Raw genomic sequence first — 21720 nt, forward strand, 5'->3', positions numbered from 1 at the left:
CGACAATGGGTGTGAAAAACACCCACGCCGAAAGACCAAGGTTTCCTGCGCAACGTTAATCGACGCAGGGTTAGTCGGTCCCTAAGGCGAGGCTGAAAAGCGTAGTCGATGGAAAACAGGTTAATATTCCTGTACTTCTGGTTATTGCGATGGAGGGACGGAGAAGGCTAGGCCAGCTTGGCGTTGGTTGTCCAAGTTTAAGGTGGTAGGCTGGAATCTTAGGTAAATCCGGGATTCTAAGGCCGAGAGCTGATGACGAGTGTTCTTTTAGAACACGAAGTGGTTGATGCCATGCTTCCAAGAAAAGCTTCTAAGCTTCAGGTAACCAGGAACCGTACCCCAAACCGACACAGGTGGTTGGGTAGAGAATACCAAGGCGCTTGAGAGAACTCGGGTGAAGGAACTAGGCAAAATGGCACCGTAACTTCGGGAGAAGGTGCGCCGGTGAGGGTGAAGCACTTGCTGCGTAAGCCCACGCCGGTCGAAGATACCAGGCCGCTGCGACTGTTTATTAAAAACACAGCACTCTGCAAACACGAAAGTGGACGTATAGGGTGTGACGCCTGCCCGGTGCCGGAAGGTTAATTGATGGGGTTAGCTAACGCGAAGCTCTTGATCGAAGCCCCGGTAAACGGCGGCCGTAACTATAACGGTCCTAAGGTAGCGAAATTCCTTGTCGGGTAAGTTCCGACCTGCACGAATGGCGTAACGATGGCGGCGCTGTCTCCACCCGAGACTCAGTGAAATTGAAATCGCTGTGAAGATGCAGTGTATCCGCGGCTAGACGGAAAGACCCCGTGAACCTTTACTATAGCTTTGCACTGGACTTTGAATTTGCTTGTGTAGGATAGGTGGGAGGCTTTGAAGCGTGGACGCCAGTTCGCGTGGAGCCATCCTTGAAATACCACCCTGGCAACTTTGAGGTTCTAACTCAGGTCCGTTATCCGGATCGAGGACAGTGTATGGTGGGTAGTTTGACTGGGGCGGTCTCCTCCTAAAGAGTAACGGAGGAGTACGAAGGTGCGCTCAGACCGGTCGGAAATCGGTCGTAGAGTATAAAGGCAAAAGCGCGCTTGACTGCGAGACAGACACGTCGAGCAGGTACGAAAGTAGGTCTTAGTGATCCGGTGGTTCTGTATGGAAGGGCCATCGCTCAACGGATAAAAGGTACTCCGGGGATAACAGGCTGATACCGCCCAAGAGTTCATATCGACGGCTGTGTTTGGCACCTCGATGTCGGCTCATCACATCCTGGGGCTGAAGCCGGTCCCAAGGGTATGGCTGTTCGCCATTTAAAGTGGTACGCGAGCTGGGTTTAGAACGTCGTGAGACAGTTCGGTCCCTATCTGCCGTGGACGTTTGAGATTTGAGAGGGGCTGCTCCTAGTACGAGAGGACCGGAGTGGACGAACCTCTGGTGTTCCGGTTGTCACGCCAGTGGCATTGCCGGGTAGCTATGTTCGGAATAGATAACCGCTGAAAGCATCTAAGCGGGAAACTAGCCTCAAGATGAGATCTCACTGGAGCCTTGAGCTCCCTGAAGGGCCGTCGAAGACTACGACGTTGATAGGTTGGGTGTGTAAGCGCTGTGAGGCGTTGAGCTAACCAATACTAATTGCCCGTGAGGCTTGACCATATAACACCCAAGCAATTTGTATGCTTCGAGCTGAAAAGCGAAAGGGCACCAGATTGCGGTGTGTGAAGACGCAATGAACCGAAAGTTCGCAAGCATTCACAAAAACCGCACAAACTATCGCATACCCAATTTGCTGAAGCGTCGAAAGACGGTTCGGTACCCGAATTTCTTGACGACCATAGAGCATTGGAACCACCTGATCCCATCCCGAACTCAGAAGTGAAACGATGCATCGCCGATGGTAGTGTGGGGTTTCCCCATGTGAGAGTAGGTCATCGTCAAGATTAAATTCCGAAACCCCTATCTGCGTATGCAGGTAGGGGTTTTGTTTTGCCCGCAGGAAAGTTCGTACAGCAACATCGGAACGGTCCCGGCTGTCACGGTCTGCCGACAGTGCTAAGGTTCGGCCCTAGCTTTTGTATTTTCCCAAGGAAGCCTTTATGCCGGACGCTACGTCCCTCAGTGCTGGTTTTATGGTGGTTCACGGCAACCGCCTGGACGAGCTGCGCAGCCTGGTGGTCAGTTGGATGCGGCGCTACCCGCTGGCTCCCTTGGAAAATGAAATCGCCCTGGTGCAGAGCAACGGCATCGCCCAATGGCTGAAGCTGGCACTGGCCGAGGACCCAGAAGATGACGACATGGGCGGCTGCGGAATCGCTGCCGCCATCGATGTGCAGTTGCCAGGCAGCTTCATGTGGCAGCTCTATCGCATGGTGCTGGGACGTGACGAAATCCCGGCCAAGTCCCTGCTCGATAAAGCCCCGCTGACCTGGCGCCTGATGCGTCTGCTGCCACAGTTGATCAACCAACCGCACTTCGAACCCCTGCAGCGCTTCCTTACGAATGACACCGACTTACGCAAACGCTATCAATTGGCGGAGCGGCTGGCCGATCTATTCGACCAATATCAGGTGTACAGGGCGGACTGGCTCGAAGACTGGGCAGAAGGCCGTCACCAATTACGAAATGGCAGAGGCGAAGCCAAAGCCCTGACTCCGGCCAACTGCTGGCAAGCAGAGCTGTGGCGTGCGCTGTTGCTGGATGTCGGTGCACAAGGCATGGCGCAAAGCCGCGCGGGTGTCCATCAACGCTTTATCGAGCGTATCAATAGTCTCGACAGCGCGCCCAGTGGATTGCCTTCCAGGGTGATTGTTTTCGGGATTTCTTCACTGCCAGCTCAAGCCTTGGAAGCACTTGCCGGGCTGGCTCGATTCAGTCAGGTCTTGCTGTGCGTACACAACCCATGTCGCCACCATTGGGCGGACATCGTCGCCGATAAAGACCTGTTGCGGCATCAATACAAGCGCCAGGCTCGCAAGCGCGGCATGCCGGTTGTGCTTGATCCGCAAACGCTCCATCAGCATGCCCACCCGCTATTGGCGGCGTGGGGCAAGCAGGGGCGGGACTACATCAATCTGCTCGACAGTTACGACGATCCCAACAGCTATCGCTCGGCATTTCGCGATGGGCGCATCGACCTTTTCAGCGATAACCAGCCTCAGAGCATGCTCAATCAGTTGCAGGACGACATCCTGGAATTGCGCCCCCTGAACGAAACTCGCGAGAGTTGGCCTGCAGTCGATCTGACAAAGGACGAATCGATCCGTTTTCACATCGCCCATAGTGCTCAACGCGAAGTGGAGATTCTCCACGATCAGTTGCTCGCACGATTCAGTGCTGATCCAGACTTAAGGCCTCGCGACGTGATCGTGATGGTTCCAGACATCGACAGTTACGCCCCCCACATCCGCGCTGTCTTTGGTCAGCTTGATCGCCACGATCCACGCTTCATTCCCTTCACGCTCGCGGATCAAGGCCAGCGCGGCAGGGACCCGCTACTGATCGCTGTCGAGCATCTGCTCAAGCTGCCCGACAGTCGTTTCCCCGTCAGCGAAATTCTCGATCTGCTGGACGTTCCGGCATTACGCGCTCGCTTTGGCGTAGAGGAGCGTGACCTGCCGACTTTGCACCGCTGGATCGAAGGCGCAGGTATCCGTTGGGGGATGAATGCCGAGCAGCGTGCGGGTCTGGGCCTGCCGGAAGAACTGGAGCAAAACAGTTGGCGTTTCGGCTTGCGACGGATGTTGCTTGGTTATGCCGTGGGCAGCGCCAGTGCCTGCGAGGGTATTGAACCCTACGACGAGATCGGTGGCCTGGATGCTGCGCTCATAGGTCCTTTGGTCGCACTGCTGGATGCACTGGAGATTGCCCACCAGGAGCTCACCCAACCTGCGTCGCCCAAACTCTGGGGCATCCGCTTGCAAGCACTGGTGCAGTTGTTCTTCCAGGCCAGTAACGAACATGACGACTATTTATTGGCTCAACTCGAAGAGTTGCGCGAGACCTGGCTTGAGACCTGCGAGTCAGTAGGCTTGCAGGACGAGTTACCACTGACCGTAGTCCGTGAAGCCTGGCTGGCTGGCCTCGACCAAGGTCGCTTGTCTCAGCGCTTTCTCGCCGGTGCCGTCAACTTCTGTACCCTGATGCCCATGCGAGCGATCCCGTTCAAACTGGTCTGCCTTTTGGGCATGAATGACGGCGATTACCCTCGCGCGCAGCCGCCACTGGACTTCGACCTGATGGGCAGCGACTACCGGCCCGGCGATCGTTCCCGGCGTGAAGATGACCGCTATCTGTTACTGGAAGCTTTGTTGTCGGCGCGGGACCAACTCTATATCAGCTGGGTCGGCCGCAGTATTCGGGACAACAGTGAGCGCCCGGCTTCGGTATTGATAGGGCAGCTACGTGATCATCTCGCCAGCGGTTGGCGATTGCACGATGACAAGGCTGATCTGCTTGAGTCCATGACTCAGGAACATCCGCTGCAACCCTTCAGTGCACGCTACTTCCATGAAGGCGATGATTTGTTCAGCTACGCCAGCGAGTGGCAGGTACTTCATCAGTCCAGCGGTTTGACGCCTGCCATCGAGGTTCTTGAGCCCTATATTCAGGACGAGCCGCTGAGCCTGGGTCAGTTGCAGGATTTTCTGCGCAATCCGGTACGGCATTTCTTCAGTCAGCGACTCAAAGTGTTCTTCGAGGCTGCCGAAGCGCCTTTGGCGGATGAAGAGCCATTTGTACTCGACGCGCTGCAACGCTATAGCCTCAGCGACAGCTTGCTCGAAGCAGCGCTCGGGCAATTGGACCAAATCGATCAGGTACTGGAAGCACAGGCGAAACGCCTGCAAAACAGCGGGCTCTTGCCCATGGCCGGTTTTGGCGAATGTTTGCAGCGAGAGTTGATCGAGCCGTTGCCGGATCTGTTGCAGCGCTATCAGCAGCTCCTGGCGTTATGGCCGACCCCGCTCACCAGCGCGTTGCCGGTGAGTCTGGAACTGCATGGGCTGCGCCTGGAGGGCTGGCTCAGTGGCCTGCATCAACGTGCGGACGGTGGTTTGCTATCGGTCACCACGATTCCCAACAGCATCGGCTCGCTCAAGACACGCAAATGGCATCGTCTGACACGACCATGGATCAATCACCTGGTTGCCTGTGCCAGCGGGATGTCGATGACCACCGCGTTGGTGGCGAGCGACGACAGTCTGTTACTGGCTCCCTTGGCGAAGGATGCAGCACTTGATGCCTTGGGTAATCTGTTGCTGGCCTGGCAAACGGGCATGCGCCAGCCGTTGCCGATTGCCGTAAAAACAGCCTTCGCCTGGCTGGCTCAAACCGATCCGGTCAAGGCTGACGCCGCCGCCCGCAAGGCCTATGAAGGCGATGGCCAGACCACTGATGGTGAGCGCCGCGAAAGCCCGGCACTCGCTCGGCAATACGCCGACTACGATGTTTTGATTGCCGACGAGACCTTCCCCGATTGGTGCGACGCTTTGTATCGGCCGCTGCTTGAGGCTCCCTGGCGTTCATTGACCAGCGAGGAGGCGCGCTCATGACCACGAAAACACCGCTGGCCCTGGCATTCCCCCTGCGTGGAAGCCAACTGATCGAAGCCAGCGCCGGGACGGGCAAGACCTTCACCATTTCTGCGCTGTACTTGCGTCTGGTCCTTGGTCATGGCGACGAGTCGAGTGGTTTTGGTCGTGAATTGCTGCCGCCGCAAATCCTCGTGGTGACCTTCACCGATGCCGCGACCAAAGAACTGCGCGAACGTATTCGTACGCGACTGGCTGAAGCTGCGCGTTTTTTCCGCGATGAGACACCGGCACCGGATGGCCTGATTGCCGAGTTGCGCCAGCAATACCTCCCTGAGCAGTGGCCCGGCTGTGCAAATCGCCTGGACATCGCCGCCCAGTGGATGGATGAAGCGGCGGTATCGACCATCCACAGTTGGTGCCAGCGCATGCTGCGCGAACATGCATTCGACAGTGGCAGCCTGTTCACCCAGACCCTGGAAACCGATCACAGTGATTTGCTTGGCGAAGTCCTGCGCGACTACTGGCGACTGTTCTGCTATCCGATGCAAGGCGATGCGCTGAATTGGGTTCGCGGCAACTGGGGTGGCCCGGCAGCGTTGTTGCCGCGAGTGCGTGGGTTGTTCGCCAGCGAGCGTGACAGCGTTGAAGGTAAAGAACCTGCCGAGTTGATCGCCGAGTGCCTGGAGGAACGACGGGCCGCGTTGCTCGAGCTCAAGATGCCCTGGCGCCAATGGGCCGATGAGCTGCTTGCCATCTGTCATCAGGGCGTCGCGAGCAAAAGCGTCGATGGTCGCAAGATGCAGGCGCGCTACTTCGAACCCTGGTTCGAAAAGCTCCGGGCCTGGGCCGAAGACGAATCTCTGGAGCAACTGGACATTGGCACCGGCTTCACTCGCCTGACTCCCGATGGCATGGCTGAAGCCTGGAAAGGTGAAGCTCCCCGTCATCCCGGTCTCGATGCGATGCCCGGCCTCAAGGCCAGTCTCGATGGCTTGCCGACCCCCGATGCCGCCGTGCTGCAACATGCCGCCCACTGGGTCGGTGCTCGGTTCGAGGAAGAAAAGCGTCGTCGCGCGGAAATGGGTTTCGATGACATGCTGCTGCGTCTCGATGCAGCGTTGCAGTCCGATGGCGGTGAGCGTCTGGCGACCTTGATCCGCGAACAGTTCCCGGTTGCGCTGATCGACGAGTTTCAGGACACCGACCCGGTGCAGTACCGAATCTTCGAGAGCATTTATCGCATCGAAGACAACAACCCTGAATCCGGCCTGTTCCTGATCGGCGACCCGAAGCAGGCGATCTATGCCTTTCGCGGTGCCGATATCTATACCTATCTGCGCGCCCGGCAAGCCACCACTGGCCGCCTGCATACCCTGGGCACAAATTTCCGTTCCAGTCATGGCATGGTCAACGCGGTGAACCATGTGTTCCAGCGCGCAGAATCTCGCGAGCAGGGGCGCGGCGCGTTCCTGTTCCGGGAGAAGAGTGGCGAGAACCCGGTACCGTTTCTGCCCGTGGAGTCCCAAGGGCGCAAAGAAGTCCTGCACATTGAGGGGCAGGTTGTGCCTGCCCTGAACATCTGGCATTTGTCCTCTGACCAGCCACTGTCTGGCGTGGTGTATCGACAACAATTGGCCGCCGCCTGCGCCAGTGAGATCACTGCGTTGCTCAATGGCGGTCAGCAGGGGCGTGCGGGCTTCATACAGGATGGTAAGGGTCTCAGAGGCCTGCTGCCGGCGGATATCGCGATTCTGGTGCGCGACGGCAAAGAGGCTCAGGCCGTGCGCGGCGAACTTTCCGCTCGCGGTGTGCGCAGTGTTTACCTGTCAGACAAGGACTCGGTATTCGCCGCGCAGGAGGCCCATGATCTGCTGACGTGGCTCAAGGCCTGTGCCGAGCCGGATGTCGAACGTCCCCTGCGTGCCGCGCTGGCCTGCATCACGCTGAACCTTTCACTGGCTGAACTGGAGCGACTGAATCAGGACGAACTGGCCTGGGAAGCACGGGTCATGCAGTTCCGCGGTTATCGCGAGCTCTGGCGCAAACAGGGCGTGCTGCCCATGTTGCGGCGATTGCTACATGATTTTCAGCTGCCCCAGGCGTTGATCGCGCGCAGCGATGGTGAGCGGATATTGACCAACCTGCTGCACTTGTCCGAGTTGCTGCAGCAGGCCGCCGCCGAACTCGATGGCGAGCAAGCACTGATCCGTCATTTGTCCGAGCATCTGGCATTGTCCGGTCAGGCTGGCGAAGAACAGATCCTGCGCCTGGAAAGCGACGAGCAACTGGTCAAGGTCGTGACCATCCACAAATCCAAAGGGCTTGAATATCCGTTGGTGTTTCTGCCGTTCATCTGCTCGGCAAAACCGGTGGATGGCAGTCGTCTGCCGTTGTATTACCACGATGCCGCGGGCAAGGCACAGGTGAGCTTGAAGCCGACGGCCGAGTTGATAGCCCAAGCCGATGATGAACGTTTGGCTGAAGACCTTCGTTTGCTCTATGTGGCCCTGACCCGGGCACAACATGCGTGCTGGCTGGGTGTGACTGATCTCAAACGCGGCAATAACAACGGCTCGGTCCTGCACCTTTCGGCGTTGGGTTATCTGCTGGGCGGTGGCGCGCCATTGGCTGAGTCGGCAGGGCTGCGTCGTTGGCTGGAAGACCTGCAGCAAGACTGTGCGGCGCTGAACTACGGTGAAATGCCTGACGCGACCGCCGAGCATTACCATCCGCCACGCAATGAAGCGACGTTGTTGGCCCCGCTGATACCCCGGCGCAAGGCCAGTGAAAACTGGTGGATCGCTTCTTACAGCGCCCTACGCATTGGTGACAGTCTGAGCGTGGGCAGTGACGAGGCACCGGAGAGCGCGCAAGCACAAAAGCTCTTTGATGACGAATGCCTTGATCCCGAAGCACCACGAGAAGTCGCCGCTGGTGGTGCTGATATTCATCGATTCCCTCGTGGTCCGAACCCCGGCACTTTTCTCCATGGATTGCTCGAATGGGCCGGTGACGAAGGTTTTGCCGCTGCACCACAAACCGTGGAAGACGCCATCGCCCGTCGCTGCAACCGCCGAGGCTGGGAAGGCTGGATCACCACGCTGAGCGGCTGGCTGCAGCACTTGCTCAAATCCCCATTGCACATCGGTGGCGGGCAGGCGCCGGTGGTGTTCGAGCAACTGACTCAATACCGGGTCGAGATGGAGTTCTGGTTCGCCAGTCATAAAGTCGATGTACTCAAACTTGATGAACTGGTGCGTCAATACACCCATCACGGCGTGGCCCGGGTGGCCGCCGAACCGGTGCTGCTCAATGGCATGTTCAAAGGCTTCATCGACCTGACGTTCGAGCATGAAGGCCGTTACTACGTCGCTGACTACAAATCCAACTGGCTGGGCGTCGATGACGCGGCCTATACCGAGCAGGCCATGGAGCAGTCGATTCTCGATAACCGTTACGACCTGCAATACGTACTGTACCTGCTCGCCCTGCATCGCCAGCTTAAGGCTCGGCTGGTCGATTACGATTACGATCGGCATGTCGGTGGAGCGTTGTATCTGTTTCTTCGCGGTACTCGAGCGGCCAGCCAGGGTGTGTATTTTGCCCGTCCGCCACGGGAGCTGATCGAGCGCCTGGACCGGTTGTTCCAGGGCAAGCCAGAGCCCAAGGCCGAACCCGCCTGGGAACAGGGAGTATTGCTATGAGTCGCACTTTTGCCGATTTGCTGCCTACGCCGTTGGCGGCCGAAAGTCTGGCGGACCTGGCCCCGTTGAGCCGCGCAGATGACTTGTTGCTGCTGCTCACGCGCTGGGTCGAACGCGGCTGGCTGCGGGCGCTGGACAAGGCCTTCGTCGCGTTTCTCCACGAGCTCGCTCCCGACGATGATCCGCTGGTGCTGCTGGCCGCCGCGTTGATCAGTCACCAACTGGGCCACGGTCATGTCTGCCTGGATCTGTTCGAGACACTGAAAGAGCCGGATTTTGCCTTGTCGCTGCCGCCGGAAGGTGATGTGCAAAGCGGGGCGATGTTGCTGCCGTCGCAATTGCTTGAGGCGCTGGACGGTGCCCATTGGTGCAAGGTCCTGGCGTCCAGTCGTCTGGTGGCTCTGGCCGTCGATGGGCGTGAGGCTGCGCAACACCGGCCGTTGGTGCTGTCGGGCAAGCGCCTGTACCTGCGCCGCTACTGGGCTTACGAACGGCGCATCGACCACGCGCTGCGCCAGCGTCTGGCGGCACACGAAGCAACGCCGGATGATTTGCCTCAACGCCTGACCGGGCTGTTCGGTCCAGCCAGGCTTGATGACGTGATCGACTGGCAGAAGCTCGCGTGTGCCCTGGCTACCCGAAGTGCATTCAGTATCGTCACCGGTGGCCCGGGAACCGGCAAGACCACCACGGTTGTGCGCTTGCTTGCATTGCTCCAGGCACCCGCAGTGGAGGCCGGTAAACCGTTGCGTATTCGTCTCGCGGCACCCACCGGCAAAGCTGCCGCACGATTGACCGAGTCCATCAGCCAGCAGGTTCAAACCCTGAAAGTGCCTGAAACGGTGCGCGAGAAGATCCCGTCGGATGTGACCACCGTGCACCGTTTGCTCGGCAGTCGTCCCGGTACCCGGCATTTCCGTCACCACGCGGGTAATCGCTTGCCGCTGGATGTATTGGTGGTGGACGAAGCCTCGATGATCGACCTGGAAATGATGGCCAACCTGCTCGATGCGTTGCCGCCCCATGCCCGTCTGGTGCTGCTCGGTGACAAGGACCAACTGGCGTCGGTAGAGGCCGGTGCCGTACTGGGCGATCTGTGTCGTGATGCCGAAGCCGGTTGGTACAGCCCGCAGACCCGCCAGTGGCTGGAGGCGGTCAGCGGTGAGCGCCTCGATGCCAGCGGTTTGCGGGAAGACACCCAAGGCGCGCATCCACTGGCCCAGCAAGTCGTGATGCTGCGCCACTCACGGCGCTTCGGCGAGGGTAGCGGCATTGGTCAGTTGGCCCGTTGGGTCAACCAACAGCATCCCGAGGACGCGCGCAAGTTATTGGCCGCTGCAAGTCATGACGACGTATTTTCCCTGCCCCTCAAGGGTGAGCAGGACCGGGCGCTGGAGCGCTTGTTGCTCGAAGGCCATGGCGGGGGGCCGCAAGGCTATCGGCATTACCTGAGTCTTTTGCGCAGTCAGCGACCACCGCTCGACCGCCCGCTCGACGATCCATGCTGGGCTGATTGGGCTCGCGTGGTGCTACAAGCTTTCGACGCTTTCCAGCTGTTGTGTGCCGTACGCAAAGGGCCTTGGGGCGTGGAAGGTTTGAATCAGCGCGTGACCGACGCACTGCTCAAGGCACGGCTGATCGACAGCGATCATCAGTGGTACGAAGGTCGGCCCGTGCTGATGACCCGCAACGACTATGGCCTCGGTTTGATGAACGGCGACATTGGCATTGCCCTCAAGCTGCCGGAGCGTGAAGGCCCGGAGGCCGGGCGGCACGTGCTGCGTGTGGCCTTCCCGCGTAATGACGGGCAGGGCGGTGTGCGCTTTGTCCTGCCAAGCCGACTCAACGATGTCGACACGGTGTATGCCATGACCGTGCACAAATCCCAAGGCTCGGAATTTGCCCATACGGCGTTGATTCTGCCGGATGCTTTGAATCCTGTGCTTACCAAGGAACTGATCTATACCGGGATAACCCGGGCCAAGGACTGGTTCACCCTGATTGAGCCTCGAGCCGGCGTATTCGAAGAGGCCGTGCGGCGCAAGGTCAAGCGCTTGAGCGGGTTAATGCTGGAGCTGGAAGAGGGTGCCTGGCCGAGCCATTGAGGGGCGGTGCCAGCCGCCGGAATCTGTCCGATGCGCCGTGGTGCGTCGCCTCGCTGGTGTTTCGGTGCTGTGCTATCGTTGCGGCATCATTTTGTTGCGATCGTAGAGAATTCTTGCATGAAGTTGGCTGTCTGGGCGACAGGGCGCGTCGTTGGCTGCAAACAAGTGCTGCTTGCCGGCCTCCTCTGTTTGTTGACGGGCGTTGCCTGTGCTGAGTCGGAAACTATCGTGAGCAAAGCCGACCAACGTGCCAGGTCGGTCACTCAGGTGGTGCTCGGGATCCTCAGTTATGCCCGATGGCCTGTTGAGCCCCAACAACTGCGCCTGTGCGTGGTCGGCCCCACTGAATACACCGACGACCTGGTCAAAGGCACCACACAAGCCACGGGTCGACCGGTTACTGTACGACGGTTGCTGGCCGATAATCCGGTCATCGCCAGTGAATGCGATGCGGTGTACATCGGCAAGCTGACCGGCGATGAACGCAGTCGGCTATTCGCCTCGTTGACGGGACGCCCGGTGGTGAGCATCAGCGAAGGCGGCGATCAATGCACTGTCGGCAGTCTGTTCTGTCTGCGGGTCGGTGATGAGCAGGTGTCCTTCGAGGTCAACCTCGACTCGGTCGCCCGCAGCGGTGTGCGCATTCATCCCAGTGTGCTGCAACTGTCGCGCCGCAAGCCGGCGGCGCCATGAATCTATTCAAACCTCGCATACGTCCGACCCTGGGATCGGTTATCGGCCGTGGGCATTTGATCGTCGCCCTGGTGGGCGTGGCCATGGCCAGTGTTTCATTGACCCTGCTGGGTGTTCTGGCTTTGCGGGTCTATGCCGATCACAACCTGAATCTGATTGCCCGTTCGATCAACTACACCGTGGAAGCCGCGGTGGTGTTCAACGACAAGGCCGCCGCCACCGAAGCGCTGGCATTGATCGCGTCCACTGAAGAAGTGGCTGATGCACAAGTGATGGACGAGCAAGGCGAGTTGCTCGCACGTTGGCAACGACCGGAAACGGGGTGGCTTTCCGATCTTGAAATGCAGATCGCCCGAACGATTCTGGAAAAACCCATCAGCATGCCGATCACTCATCAAGGTCGGGAAATCGGCAGCATCTTGCTCATCGGTCACGGCGGCAGCCTGATGCGCTTTTTGCTCAGCGGTCTGGTGGGAATCGTCTTGTGTACCGCTGTCAGTGCCTGGGTAGCGCTTTATCTGGCGCGTCGGCAATTGCGAGGAATCACCGGCCCGTTGCGCAGCCTGGCTGCCGTGGCTCACGCCGCCCGTAGCGAACGAGCCTTCGACCGGCGCGTACCGCCCGCCGACATTGCCGAACTCGACAACCTGGGCAACGACTTCAATGCTTTGCTCGACGAGCTCGAGTCCTGGCAGACCCATCTGCAAAGTGAAAACGAAACCCTGGCCCACCAGGCCAGCCATGACAGCCTTACCGGGTTGCCGAATCGGGCGTTTTTCGAAGGCCGCCTGATGCGCGCCTTGCGCAATGCGGGCAAGCTGGATGAGGGAGTGGCCGTACTGTTTCTCGACAGCGACCGGTTCAAGGAGATCAACGACAACTTCGGTCACGCTGCCGGTGATGCGGTGCTGATCGCCGTGGCGACCCGGGTTCGTGCGCAGTTGCGTGAAGAGGATCTGGTTGCGCGTCTGGGCGGCGATGAGTTTGCCGTGCTGTTGACGCCGCTGCACAAGATAGAAGACGCCGAACGGATTGCCGACAAAATCATTGCCAGTATGGACGCGCCAATCCTGTTGCCGGGCGGTACCCAGGTGTTGACTTCACTCAGCATCGGCATCGCCATGTACCCGGATCATGGGCTTACGCCCGGTGCGCTGCTCGATGCTGCAGATGCCGCGATGTATCAGGCCAAACGCCTTTCCCGAGGCGCTCACCACACGGCAGAGTCGGAGCACTCTGTCGTCCATCTTCAAACCAGGAGCTAATTTTTGTGTTCACATTCACTCAGCGTTCTCTGCGATTTTTTACGATTAGCTTATTCATGACCTTGCTGGCATTGACCGGTTGCCAGACGACACCGCAGAAAGGACTGACCCCGGCGCAGATCGCTGTACTCAAGCAGCAAGGTTTCGAGATGACGGATGAGGGCTGGGCCTTCGGCCTGTCCGGCAAAGTGCTGTTCGGTAGCGATGTCGAACACCTCAACCCTGCCAGTACCCAGATCGTCGAACGCATTGGCAAGGCGTTGTTGGGCGTGGGAATCGAGCGGGTGAGGATTGACGGCCATACCGATGCCTCGGGCGAGGAATCCTATAACGAACAACTTTCCCTGCGTCGCGCGAAAAGCGTTGAAGCGGTATTGGCCGCTGTCGGCATGAAAGAACAAAACATCCAGCTACGCGGCCTGGGCAGCAGCAAGCCCGTCGCCTCCAACGCCACCGCGGCCGGGCGCACCGAGAACCGCCGGGTGTCGATCGTGGTGAGTGCCGATTAATCGGCGAACACCATCTCCCGACTTTCCCCCATCAACAGCGCATGATTCTGCTCGGTGACGGTACGGATGTAATCCCACAACAAGGTAATCCGCTTGAGCTTGCGCAGGTCCTCCCGGCAGTACATCCAGAACTGCCGGGTGATGGTGATCTCTTGTGGTAACACCGGCAGCAATCGCGGATCCTGAGCCGCTAAAAAGCACGGCAGAATCGCCAGTGACCGTCCTTGCTGCGCCGCCACGAACTGCGCGATCACACTGGTGCTGCGCAGATTGGCACTGGCACCGGGCAGCACATTCGCCAGGTACAGCAGCTCCGAGCTGAACGCCAGATCGTCCACATAACTGATGAATTGATGCTTGCTCAAATCTGCCGGGCGGCGGATCGGTGGGTGCTTGTCCAGATAATCCTGGGTCGCGTACAGCTGCAATCGATAGTCACAGAGTTTGCAGCAGACATAAGGGCCGTGTTCCGGCCGCTCCAGCGCAATGACGATGTCTGCCTCGCGCTTGGACAGGCTGATGAAGTGCGGCAGCGGCAGGATGTCCACCGAGATCGCCGGGTAGGCGTCGACGAAATGGCTCAGCTGCGGGGTGATGAAAAAGCTGCCGAACCCTTCGGTACAGCCCATGCGCACATGCCCGGACAACGCGACGCCTGAGCCCGAGACCTGCTCGCAAGCCATGTGCAGAGTGCTTTCGATCGATTCGGCGTAACCCAGCAGGCGCTGGCCTTCAGTGGTCAGGACGAAGCCGTTGGTGCGGGACTTCTCGAACAACAGCGTACCCAACGAGGCCTCCAGCGAACTGATGCGTCGCGACACGGTGGTGTAGTCCACCGCCAGGCGCTTGGCTGCGGTGCTGGCCTTGCGAGTACGGGCAACTTCAAGGAAAAACTTGAGGTCATCCCAGTTCAACGAGCCTAAAGACGTGATGTTTTTTTGCATGATGGACCGGCTTTTATGTGCGTTCTTATTAGAAGTTTGCACATCTATACTCCAAAAACAGTCCGACAACCAAATCGCGACACACGCCTCATCTCAAGGCGACTTTCTCGCCTTGGCTCCCAAGATAGCTCTCTAAATAAGAACAACGTCCCGGAGACCCGACATGAACGCATCGCTAGAAACCACCGTACAAAAGGTCAAGTTATTGATCGATGGCGAGTGGGTCGAATCCCAGACCACCGAATGGCACGACATCGTCAATCCGGCGACCCAGCAAGTGCTGGCCAAAGTCCCCTTTGCGACCGCTGCTGAAGTCGATGCCGCCATCAGCGCCGCTCATCGCGCCTTTCAGACCTGGAAGCTGACGCCAGTCGGCGCGCGGATGCGCATCATGCTCAAGCTTCAGGCGCTGATTCGCGAGCACTCCAAGCGTATTGCCGTAGTGCTCAGCAATGAGCAGGGTAAAACCATCGCCGACGCTGAGGGCGATATCTTCCGTGGCCTGGAAGTGGTCGAACACGCCTGTTCCATTGGCAGCCTGCAAATGGGCGAGTTCGCCGAGAACGTCGCAGGCGGTGTTGACACCTACACCCTGCGTCAGCCGATCGGCGTCTGCGCCGGCATTACCCCGTTCAACTTCCCGGCGATGATTCCGCTGTGGATGTTCCCGATGGCCATCGCCTGCGGCAACACCTTCGTGCTCAAGCCTTCCGAGCAGGATCCGATGTCGACCATGCTGTTGGTGGAGCTGGCGATTGAAGCCGGCATTCCGCCGGGTGTGCTCAACGTCGTTCATGGTGGCAAGGATGTGGTCGATGCGCTTTGCACCCATAAGGACATCAAGGCTGTTTCGTTCGTCGGTTCGACCGCGGTCGGCACGCATGTCTACGAGCTGGCCGGTAAACACGGCAAGCGCGTGCAATCGATGATGGGGGCCAAGAACCACGCCGTTGTGCTGCCCGATGCCAACCGCGAGCAAGCGCTCAATGCACTGGTCGGCGCCGGTTTCGGTGCGGCCGGGCAACGCTGCATGGCCACCTCGGTGGTGGTGCTGGTGGGCGCGGCCAAACAATGGCTGCCGGATCTCAAGGCGCTGGCGCAGAAACTCAAGGTCAATGCCGGCAGCGAGCCAGGCACCGATGTTGGTCCGGTGATTTCCAAGCGGGCCAAGGCACGGATTCTCGAGCTGATCGAAAGCGGGATCAAGGAAGGCGCCAAGCTGGAACTGGACGGTCGCGACATCACTGTTCCGGGCTACGAACAGGGCAACTTTGTCGGCCCGACCCTGTTCTCTGGCGTAACCCCTGAGATGCAGATCTACACCCAGGAAATCTTTGGCCCGGTGCTGGTGGTGCTGGAAGTCGATACCCTCGATGAGGCCATCGCCTTGGTCAACGCCAACCCGTTCGGCAACGGCACGGGTCTGTTCACCCAGAGCGGTGCGGCGGCGCGTAAATTCCAGTCGGAAATCGACGTTGGCCAGGTCGGCATCAACATCCCGATCCCGGTGCCGGTACCGTTCTTCAGCTTCACCGGTTCCCGTGGTTCGAAGCTCGGCGACCTCGGTCCGTATGGCAAGCAAGTGGTGCAGTTCTACACTCAAACCAAGACCGTCACTGCACGTTGGTTCGATGACGACAGCATCAACCACGGTGTGAACACCACCATCCACTTGCGCTAAGGAGCCGGACATGAAAATCGCTTTTATCGGTCTCGGCAACATGGGCGCGCCGATGGCGCGCAACCTGATCAAGGCCGGCCATTCGCTGAACCTGTTTGACCTCAATCAAACCGTGCTGGCCGAACTGGCTCAACTCGGCGGCACCATCAGCACTTCACCGAAGGAAGCGTCGAAAGACGCGCAACTGGTGATCACCATGTTGCCGGCAGCGGCCCATGTGCGCAGTGTCTGGCTGGGTGAAGACGGTGTGCTGGCGGGAATCGCCAAAGGCGTGCCAGCGGTGGATTGCAGCACCATCGATCCGCAGACGGCGCGAGATGTTGCCGCGGCGGCCGCAAAGCAGGACGTGGCCATGGCCGATGCCCCGGTTTCCGGTGGCACTGGCGGTGCAGCGGCCGGGACGCTGACCTTCATGGTCGGCGCCACGCCTGAACTGTTCGCCACTCTGCAACCGGTGCTGGCGCAGATGGGCCGCAACATCGTCCACTGCGGCGAAGTCGGCACCGGGCAAATCGCCAAGATCTGCAACAACCTGCTGTTGGGGATTTCCATGGTTGGTGTCAGCGAAGCCATGGCGCTGGGCAGCGCCCTGGGTATCGACACAAACGTGCTGGCGGGCGTCATCAACAGTTCAACCGGGCGTTGCTGGAGTTCGGAGATGTACAACCCGTGGCCGGGCATCGTCGAAACGGCGCCGGCCTCGCGCGGTTATACCGGCGGTTTCGGTGCTGAACTGATGCTCAAGGATCTGGGGCTGGCCACTGAGGCGGCACGTCAGGCGCACCAACCGGTTGTGCTCGGCGCGGTGGCCCAGCAGTTGTATCAGGCGATGAGCCTGCGTGGGGAAGGGGGCAAGGACTTCTCGGCGATCATCAACAGCTATCGCAAACCCCAATAAGGGGATTGTGGTGAGGGAGCAAGCTCCCTCGCCACAGGATTCATGCATGCCTTTTTACCGAGAGACCACGTCGGGTGGTCTCTCGGTTTTTTGCATCAGGCAAACACGAAATACTTGCGCACGGTTTCAACCACTTCCCATGTGCCTTTCATCCCCGGTTCGATGACGAAGATATCACCGGCGCGCAGGTGGATCGGCGCCATGCCTTCCGGGGTGATGATGCAGTAGCCTTCCTGGAAGTGGCAGTATTCCCACTTCACATATTCCACATACCACTTGCCCGGCGTGCAGATCCAGGTGCCCATGATCTTGCTGCCATCTTCGCTGGTGTACGCGTTGAGGTTGACGGTGTGCGGATCGCCTTCGAGCTTTTCCCATTTGCAGGCGTCGAGTACGGGCAACGGGTGAGTGTCGCGAAGAACGGTAATCGGTGCGGTCATGTGGACTCCGGGCCTTGGAATATAGAAAGTGGTACTGAAGAACTGAAGTCGCACCCTATAGCGCCCATGCTCCGCTCAGTTGTCTGTATTCGACATCGAGCTGTCCAGAAACGCGCAAACGCTCAAAGATTTTCCGGCGGGCAAAAACCTGCCCCTCAGGGCAGAGTCAAGACGCTCAGCAAGGCCTGGGCATAACGGGGCAACACGGTGAAGTCCCGGGCGCACAGCAACAGTTTGCGGCGAGCCCACGGCTCTTCCAGTGCGACGCTTTTGAACGGCGTTTCAGCCGGCCAGCGTTCGACCGCCGCCAAGGGCACGATCGCCAGCCCGGCTCCCCGGGCGACCATGCGCATCACGCCCTCGAAACCATCGGCGCGGATGCGGACCTGCATCCGCAAGCCGCTGTGCAGGGCCTGTTCTTCCAGGTAAATGGCCAAGGCGCTGTTGGCGTTCAGGCCGACGTAGTCGTGGTGCAAAGTGGCGCTGAAATTTAGCGGTCCGGTGTCGGCCAAGGGGTGATCACGCGGCAGGATCAGCACCAGCGGATCGTCGCGGAAATAGCGGGTTTGCAGGCCGTCGGTATCCACGGCGTCGGACACGATCCCCAGGTCTGCTGCGCCCTGGCGCAAGGCGTGGGTGATGCGTGTGCTGGGCAGCTCCTGCAGGTCGATGTCGAGGTTCGGATGGTCGCGCAGAAAGTCCGCCAGCAATTCCGGCAGGTACTCGGTGATCGCAGTGGTATTGCACAGCAACCGCACCTGGCCTTTGACGCCTTTGGCGTATTCGACCAGCTCCTGCTGCATGCGCTCGGCCTGTTGCAACAGGACTCGGGCGTGCTGCGCCAGTGCCTTGCCGGCCGGAGTGGGGCTGACACCGCGGCGACCTCGCTCCAGAAACTCGATGCCCAGTGACGCTTCCATCGCGCGGATTCGTGCACTCGCCGCCGCCAGTGATAAATGGCTGCGGACGGCACCGGCGGTGATGTTGCCGGTGTCGAGGATGTTCAGGTAGAGGCGCAGGTCGGTGAGGTCGAAGTGCATACAGAATCCCGGATCGTTTTTAGCCTCTACCGATTCAAGAGGCAGCCTCAGTATATGGCAGATTTTCAAGGCACCCTTCAGGGCCCACGATAGCCCCATGAATACACTTGCCGCGTTCTATCAACATCTGGGCTTGGCCCTGTCCTTATTGATTGTCGCCACTTTCCTGCTGGCTGGGATGATCAAAGGTGTGATCGGCCTTGGTCTGCCAACCATTGCCATGGGCCTGCTCGGCCTGGCTATGGCACCGTCGCAGGCTGCGGCGTTGTTGATCATTCCCGCGACGCTGACCAACGTCTGGCAACTGGCCTTCGGCGGTCATTTGCGCGGGTTGCTCAACCGGTTATGGCCGATGCTGCTGGCGATTTTCATCGGCACTGGTGCTGGCACAGTGTGGATCGGCATGGCCGGTGGACATTGGGTGGTACGGGGGCTGGGGGCGGCGCTGTTGATCTACGCCTTGAGCGGGTTGTTCCTGCCGACCTTGCGCGTCGGCGGTCGCACCGAGCGTTGGCTCGGTCCGCTCTGCGGTGTGCTGACGGGCGTCATCACCTCGGCCACCGGTGTCTTCGTGATTCCGGCGGTGCCTTATTTGCAAGCGCTGGGCTTGAACAAGGATGAACTGGTACAGGCGCTAGGCCTGTCGTTCACTGTCTCGACTCTCGCGTTGGCCGCCGGCCTGTTATGGCGCGGCGCCCTCGGCGGTGGCGAGTTGAGCGCGTCGCTGCTGGCGCTGATCCCGGCGGTGCTCGGCATGTTGCTGGGGCAATGGCTGCGCCAGCGGATCAGCGCCGTGTTGTTCAAGCGCGTGTTCTTCATCGGCCTCGGCGTGCTCGGCGGCCACTTGCTGATCAGCGGCTAGCGGACGATGTGCTGAGCATCTCGATCGGTCGGATATCGAAATCCTGCTCCAGATATTCCATGCGCATGTCGAGGAACTGCTTCATATGGGGCAGGTTCGAGTGCACGTCCAGATGGGCCTGGGATTGCCAGATCTCGTAGAAGATAAACAGCGTCGGGTCCTGCTTGTCGCGCAGCATGTGGTACTCGATGCAACCGGGTTCGGCGCGACTCGATTCGACATAGGCACGGAAGAACGCTTCGAAGGCCTCGGCTTTTTCCGGGCGGGTCTTGGCGTGCAGGATGAAGCCTTGCAGTTCGCTCATCAGAATCTCCTAAACAGTCAGAATCGGCGCAAGTTTATGGCAACAATCGCTTGTTGATTCGTGCGTATAGGTCAAATGAATTTTGCGGATGGAGCGCTTATTCCGCGCGAGGCTGATCGTTAGGCTGCCGCCATCGATTCCAACCTTGCGAGATTTCTCATGAAAAGAGTCCTGTTGCTCAATGGCGGCAAAAAATTTGCCCACTCCGATGGTCGCTACAACACGACGCTGCACGAAGCAGCGTTGAGCGTGCTGGATCGCGGTGGTGTGGATGTGAAAACCACGTTCATCGACGAGGGCTACGACGTCGCCGAGGAAGTCGCCAAATTCCTCTGGGCCGATGTGATCATTTATCAGATGCCCGGCTGGTGGATGGGCGCGCCCTGGACGGTCAAGAAGTACGTCGATGAAGTCTTCACTGCAGGCCACGGCAGCCTCTACGCCAGCGACGGTCGCACGCGCTCCGACGCGTCGCAGAAGTACGGCAGCGGCGGCTTGTTGCACGGTAAAAAGTACATGCTGTCGGTGACCTGGAACGCCCCGCAGCAAGCCTTCGACGACTCGACCGACTTCTTCGAAGCCAAGGGCGTGGACGCGGTGTACCTGCCGTTCCACAAGGCCAATACCTTCCTCGGCATGACCGGTCTGCCGACCTTTTTGTGCGTCGATGTGATGAGGCGCCCGAATATCGAAGCGGATGTGGCGCGTTATGAGCAGCACTTGACCGAGGTGTTTGGCCTTAAGGCATGACGCTCGGCTACTATCGATATCTGAAGCAGTACAGGACTATCGATAAGGGACACACGTGAAAGCCAGATCCGATGAGTTGCAGATTTTCGTCTGCGTGATTGAGTGCGGGTCGATTTCGGCTGCGGCTGAGCAAGTCGGGCAAACGCCGTCGGCGGTCAGCCGCACGCTGTCGCGGCTGGAGGCCAAGCTCGATACCACGCTGATCAATCGCACCACGCGGCGCATGGACCTGACCGAGGAGGGCAAATATTTCTTCGAGCACGCCAAGCTGATTCTCGATCAGATGGACGAGCTCGAAGAGCGTCTGTCCTCTCGCCAGCAAACCCCGTCCGGGCGACTGCGGATCAACGCCGCGTCGCCGTTCATGCTGCACGCCATCGTGCCGTACATCGATGAGTTCCGCCGTCTCTACCCGGACATCCAGCTCGAACTCAACAGCAACGATTTGATCATCGACCTGCTCGAACAAAGCACCGACATCGCCATCCGCATCGGCACGCTGGCCGACTCGACCCTGCACGCCCGCTCCCTGGGTTGCAGCCCGCTGCACATCGTCGCAAGCACAGCGTACCTGGAACAACACGGCGTACCGAGCGCTGTCGAGGATTTGAGCGAGCACACGCTGCTGGGTTTTACCCATAACGAAGGTCTCAACCAATGGCCACTGCGCTATGTCCATGGTGACCGCTGGCCGATTCAAGCGTCGATCAGTGCGTCGAGTGGCGAGACGATCAGGCACCTGGCGCTGGCCGGTCAAGGCATTGCCTGCCTGTCGCACTTCATGACCATCGACGACATCCGCGCCGGTCGCTTGCAGGTGCTGCTGGCGGAGTTCAACAGCGGTTATCGCCAACCCATCAACGCGGTGTACTACCGCAACTCGCAACTGGCCCTACGGATCCAGTGCTTTCTGGACTTCATCCAGGGCAAATTGGCGGCTTATGCGATTGCCGATTTCAGGGGCTGATTCGCAGACCGCGTGATCGTTCATTGCGAGCAGGCCACCCATTCACTG

The 21720-nt window shown here is 59.4% G+C and carries 15 protein-coding genes and 2 rRNA genes (1 of these 17 only partly in view); 13 read left to right on the top strand and 4 right to left on the bottom strand.

All coding sequences use genetic code 11. The features are described 5' to 3' along the window. The 8 genes from LOY28_RS03345 to LOY28_RS03380 form a co-directional block, all read left to right on the top strand. Positions 1–1635: ribosomal RNA gene (locus tag LOY28_RS03345) — 23S ribosomal RNA — on the top strand; it begins 1257 nt to the left of the window's first position. Between the two features lie 168 nt (positions 1636–1803). Then, positions 1804–1919, top strand: a 5S ribosomal RNA gene (rrf, locus tag LOY28_RS03350). Positions 1920–2075: 156 nt separating this feature from the next. Further along, positions 2076–5528, top strand: a complete 3453-nt coding sequence (recC, locus tag LOY28_RS03355; RefSeq protein ID WP_064616094.1) for an exodeoxyribonuclease V subunit gamma — start codon at positions 2076–2078, stop codon at positions 5526–5528. After that, the gene (gene recB, locus LOY28_RS03360) at positions 5525–9214 is read left to right on the top strand and encodes an exodeoxyribonuclease V subunit beta (protein ID WP_258613063.1); all 3690 of its coding nucleotides are present in this window, start codon (positions 5525–5527) and stop codon (positions 9212–9214) included. The genes recC and recB overlap by 4 nt, the downstream gene beginning before the upstream one ends. Further along, entirely contained in the window at positions 9211–11319 is a 2109-nt protein-coding gene (gene recD, locus LOY28_RS03365; protein WP_258613064.1) for an exodeoxyribonuclease V subunit alpha, read from the top strand. The genes recB and recD overlap by 4 nt, the downstream gene beginning before the upstream one ends. A gap of 117 nt (positions 11320–11436) precedes the next feature. After that, a complete protein-coding gene (locus tag LOY28_RS03370) occupies positions 11437–12012 on the top strand; it encodes a YfiR family protein (RefSeq protein ID WP_018929415.1) in 576 nt (191 codons plus the stop codon). Then, complete coding sequence (locus tag LOY28_RS03375) at positions 12009–13277, top strand: diguanylate cyclase domain-containing protein (RefSeq protein ID WP_258613065.1); 1269 nt, start codon at positions 12009–12011, stop codon at positions 13275–13277. The genes LOY28_RS03370 and LOY28_RS03375 overlap by 4 nt, the downstream gene beginning before the upstream one ends. Positions 13278–13333: 56 nt before the next feature. After that, positions 13334–13786, top strand: a complete 453-nt coding sequence (locus LOY28_RS03380) for an OmpA family protein (protein ID WP_018929417.1) — start codon at positions 13334–13336, stop codon at positions 13784–13786. Here LOY28_RS03380 and LOY28_RS03385 read toward each other — a convergent pair. Further along, a complete protein-coding gene (locus LOY28_RS03385) occupies positions 13783–14730 on the bottom strand; it encodes a LysR family transcriptional regulator (RefSeq protein WP_258613066.1) in 948 nt (315 codons plus the stop codon). The two genes, LOY28_RS03380 and LOY28_RS03385, sit on opposite strands and share 4 nt — an antisense overlap. 163 nt (positions 14731–14893) lie before the next feature. Between LOY28_RS03385 and LOY28_RS03390 the strand changes: the two genes are divergently transcribed. Together LOY28_RS03390 and mmsB are read left to right on the top strand one after the other, a co-directional pair. Then, positions 14894–16411: a CoA-acylating methylmalonate-semialdehyde dehydrogenase gene (locus tag LOY28_RS03390; RefSeq protein ID WP_018929419.1), complete on the top strand. Its 1518-nt coding sequence runs from the start codon at positions 14894–14896 to the stop codon at positions 16409–16411. Positions 16412–16421: 10 nt separating this feature from the next. Then, a complete protein-coding gene (mmsB, locus tag LOY28_RS03395) occupies positions 16422–17309 on the top strand; it encodes a 3-hydroxyisobutyrate dehydrogenase (protein WP_111454445.1) in 888 nt (295 codons plus the stop codon). A 95-nt stretch (positions 17310–17404) separates the two neighbouring features. Here the strand turns inward: mmsB and LOY28_RS03400 are convergent, their stop codons facing one another. Beyond that, positions 17405–17749, bottom strand: coding sequence for a cupin domain-containing protein (locus tag LOY28_RS03400; protein ID WP_007900627.1), 345 nt, complete (start codon positions 17747–17749; stop codon positions 17405–17407). A 155-nt stretch (positions 17750–17904) separates the two neighbouring features. Continuing rightward, positions 17905–18789, bottom strand: coding sequence for a LysR substrate-binding domain-containing protein (locus LOY28_RS03405; RefSeq protein WP_258613067.1), 885 nt, complete (start codon positions 18787–18789; stop codon positions 17905–17907). A gap of 97 nt (positions 18790–18886) precedes the next feature. Between LOY28_RS03405 and LOY28_RS03410 the strand changes: the two genes are divergently transcribed. Next, entirely contained in the window at positions 18887–19651 is a 765-nt protein-coding gene (locus LOY28_RS03410) for a sulfite exporter TauE/SafE family protein (RefSeq protein WP_018929422.1), read from the top strand. On the opposite strand, the gene LOY28_RS03415 is transcribed toward LOY28_RS03410, so the two are convergent. Continuing rightward, a complete protein-coding gene (locus LOY28_RS03415) occupies positions 19641–19955 on the bottom strand; it encodes a putative quinol monooxygenase (RefSeq protein ID WP_258613068.1) in 315 nt (104 codons plus the stop codon). The two genes, LOY28_RS03410 and LOY28_RS03415, sit on opposite strands and share 11 nt — an antisense overlap. A gap of 159 nt (positions 19956–20114) precedes the next feature. On the opposite strand from LOY28_RS03415, the gene LOY28_RS03420 reads away from it, so the two are divergent. Both LOY28_RS03420 and LOY28_RS03425 read left to right on the top strand, forming a co-directional pair. Next, entirely contained in the window at positions 20115–20705 is a 591-nt protein-coding gene (locus LOY28_RS03420) for an NAD(P)H-dependent oxidoreductase (protein WP_258613069.1), read from the top strand. Between the two features lie 55 nt (positions 20706–20760). Next, positions 20761–21672, top strand: coding sequence for a LysR family transcriptional regulator (locus LOY28_RS03425; RefSeq protein ID WP_018929425.1), 912 nt, complete (start codon positions 20761–20763; stop codon positions 21670–21672). The last annotated feature ends 48 nt before the right edge of the window (positions 21673–21720 follow it).

The organism is Pseudomonas sp. B21-017, assembly GCF_024749245.1.
In the GTDB taxonomy this organism is placed as follows: domain Bacteria; phylum Pseudomonadota; class Gammaproteobacteria; order Pseudomonadales; family Pseudomonadaceae; genus Aquipseudomonas.

Bases quoted from the DNA above. Each gene is read 5' to 3' on its own strand.
- recC (WP_064616094.1), top strand. From the start codon at position 2,076: ATGCCGGACGCTACGTCCCTCAGTGCTGGTTTTATGGTGGTTCACGGC.
- recB (WP_258613063.1), top strand. From the start codon at position 5,525: ATGACCACGAAAACACCGCTGGCCCTGGCATTCCCCCTGCGTGGAAGC.
- recD (WP_258613064.1), top strand. From the start codon at position 9,211: ATGAGTCGCACTTTTGCCGATTTGCTGCCTACGCCGTTGGCGGCCGAA.
- LOY28_RS03370 (WP_018929415.1), top strand. From the start codon at position 11,437: ATGAAGTTGGCTGTCTGGGCGACAGGGCGCGTCGTTGGCTGCAAACAA.
- LOY28_RS03375 (WP_258613065.1), top strand. From the start codon at position 12,009: ATGAATCTATTCAAACCTCGCATACGTCCGACCCTGGGATCGGTTATC.
- LOY28_RS03380 (WP_018929417.1), top strand. From the start codon at position 13,334: ATGACCTTGCTGGCATTGACCGGTTGCCAGACGACACCGCAGAAAGGA.
- LOY28_RS03385 (WP_258613066.1), bottom strand. From the start codon at position 14,730: ATGCAAAAAAACATCACGTCTTTAGGCTCGTTGAACTGGGATGACCTC.
- LOY28_RS03390 (WP_018929419.1), top strand. From the start codon at position 14,894: ATGAACGCATCGCTAGAAACCACCGTACAAAAGGTCAAGTTATTGATC.
- mmsB (WP_111454445.1), top strand. From the start codon at position 16,422: ATGAAAATCGCTTTTATCGGTCTCGGCAACATGGGCGCGCCGATGGCG.
- LOY28_RS03400 (WP_007900627.1), bottom strand. From the start codon at position 17,749: ATGACCGCACCGATTACCGTTCTTCGCGACACTCACCCGTTGCCCGTA.
- LOY28_RS03405 (WP_258613067.1), bottom strand. From the start codon at position 18,789: ATGCACTTCGACCTCACCGACCTGCGCCTCTACCTGAACATCCTCGAC.
- LOY28_RS03410 (WP_018929422.1), top strand. From the start codon at position 18,887: ATGAATACACTTGCCGCGTTCTATCAACATCTGGGCTTGGCCCTGTCC.
- LOY28_RS03415 (WP_258613068.1), bottom strand. From the start codon at position 19,955: ATGAGCGAACTGCAAGGCTTCATCCTGCACGCCAAGACCCGCCCGGAA.
- LOY28_RS03420 (WP_258613069.1), top strand. From the start codon at position 20,115: ATGAAAAGAGTCCTGTTGCTCAATGGCGGCAAAAAATTTGCCCACTCC.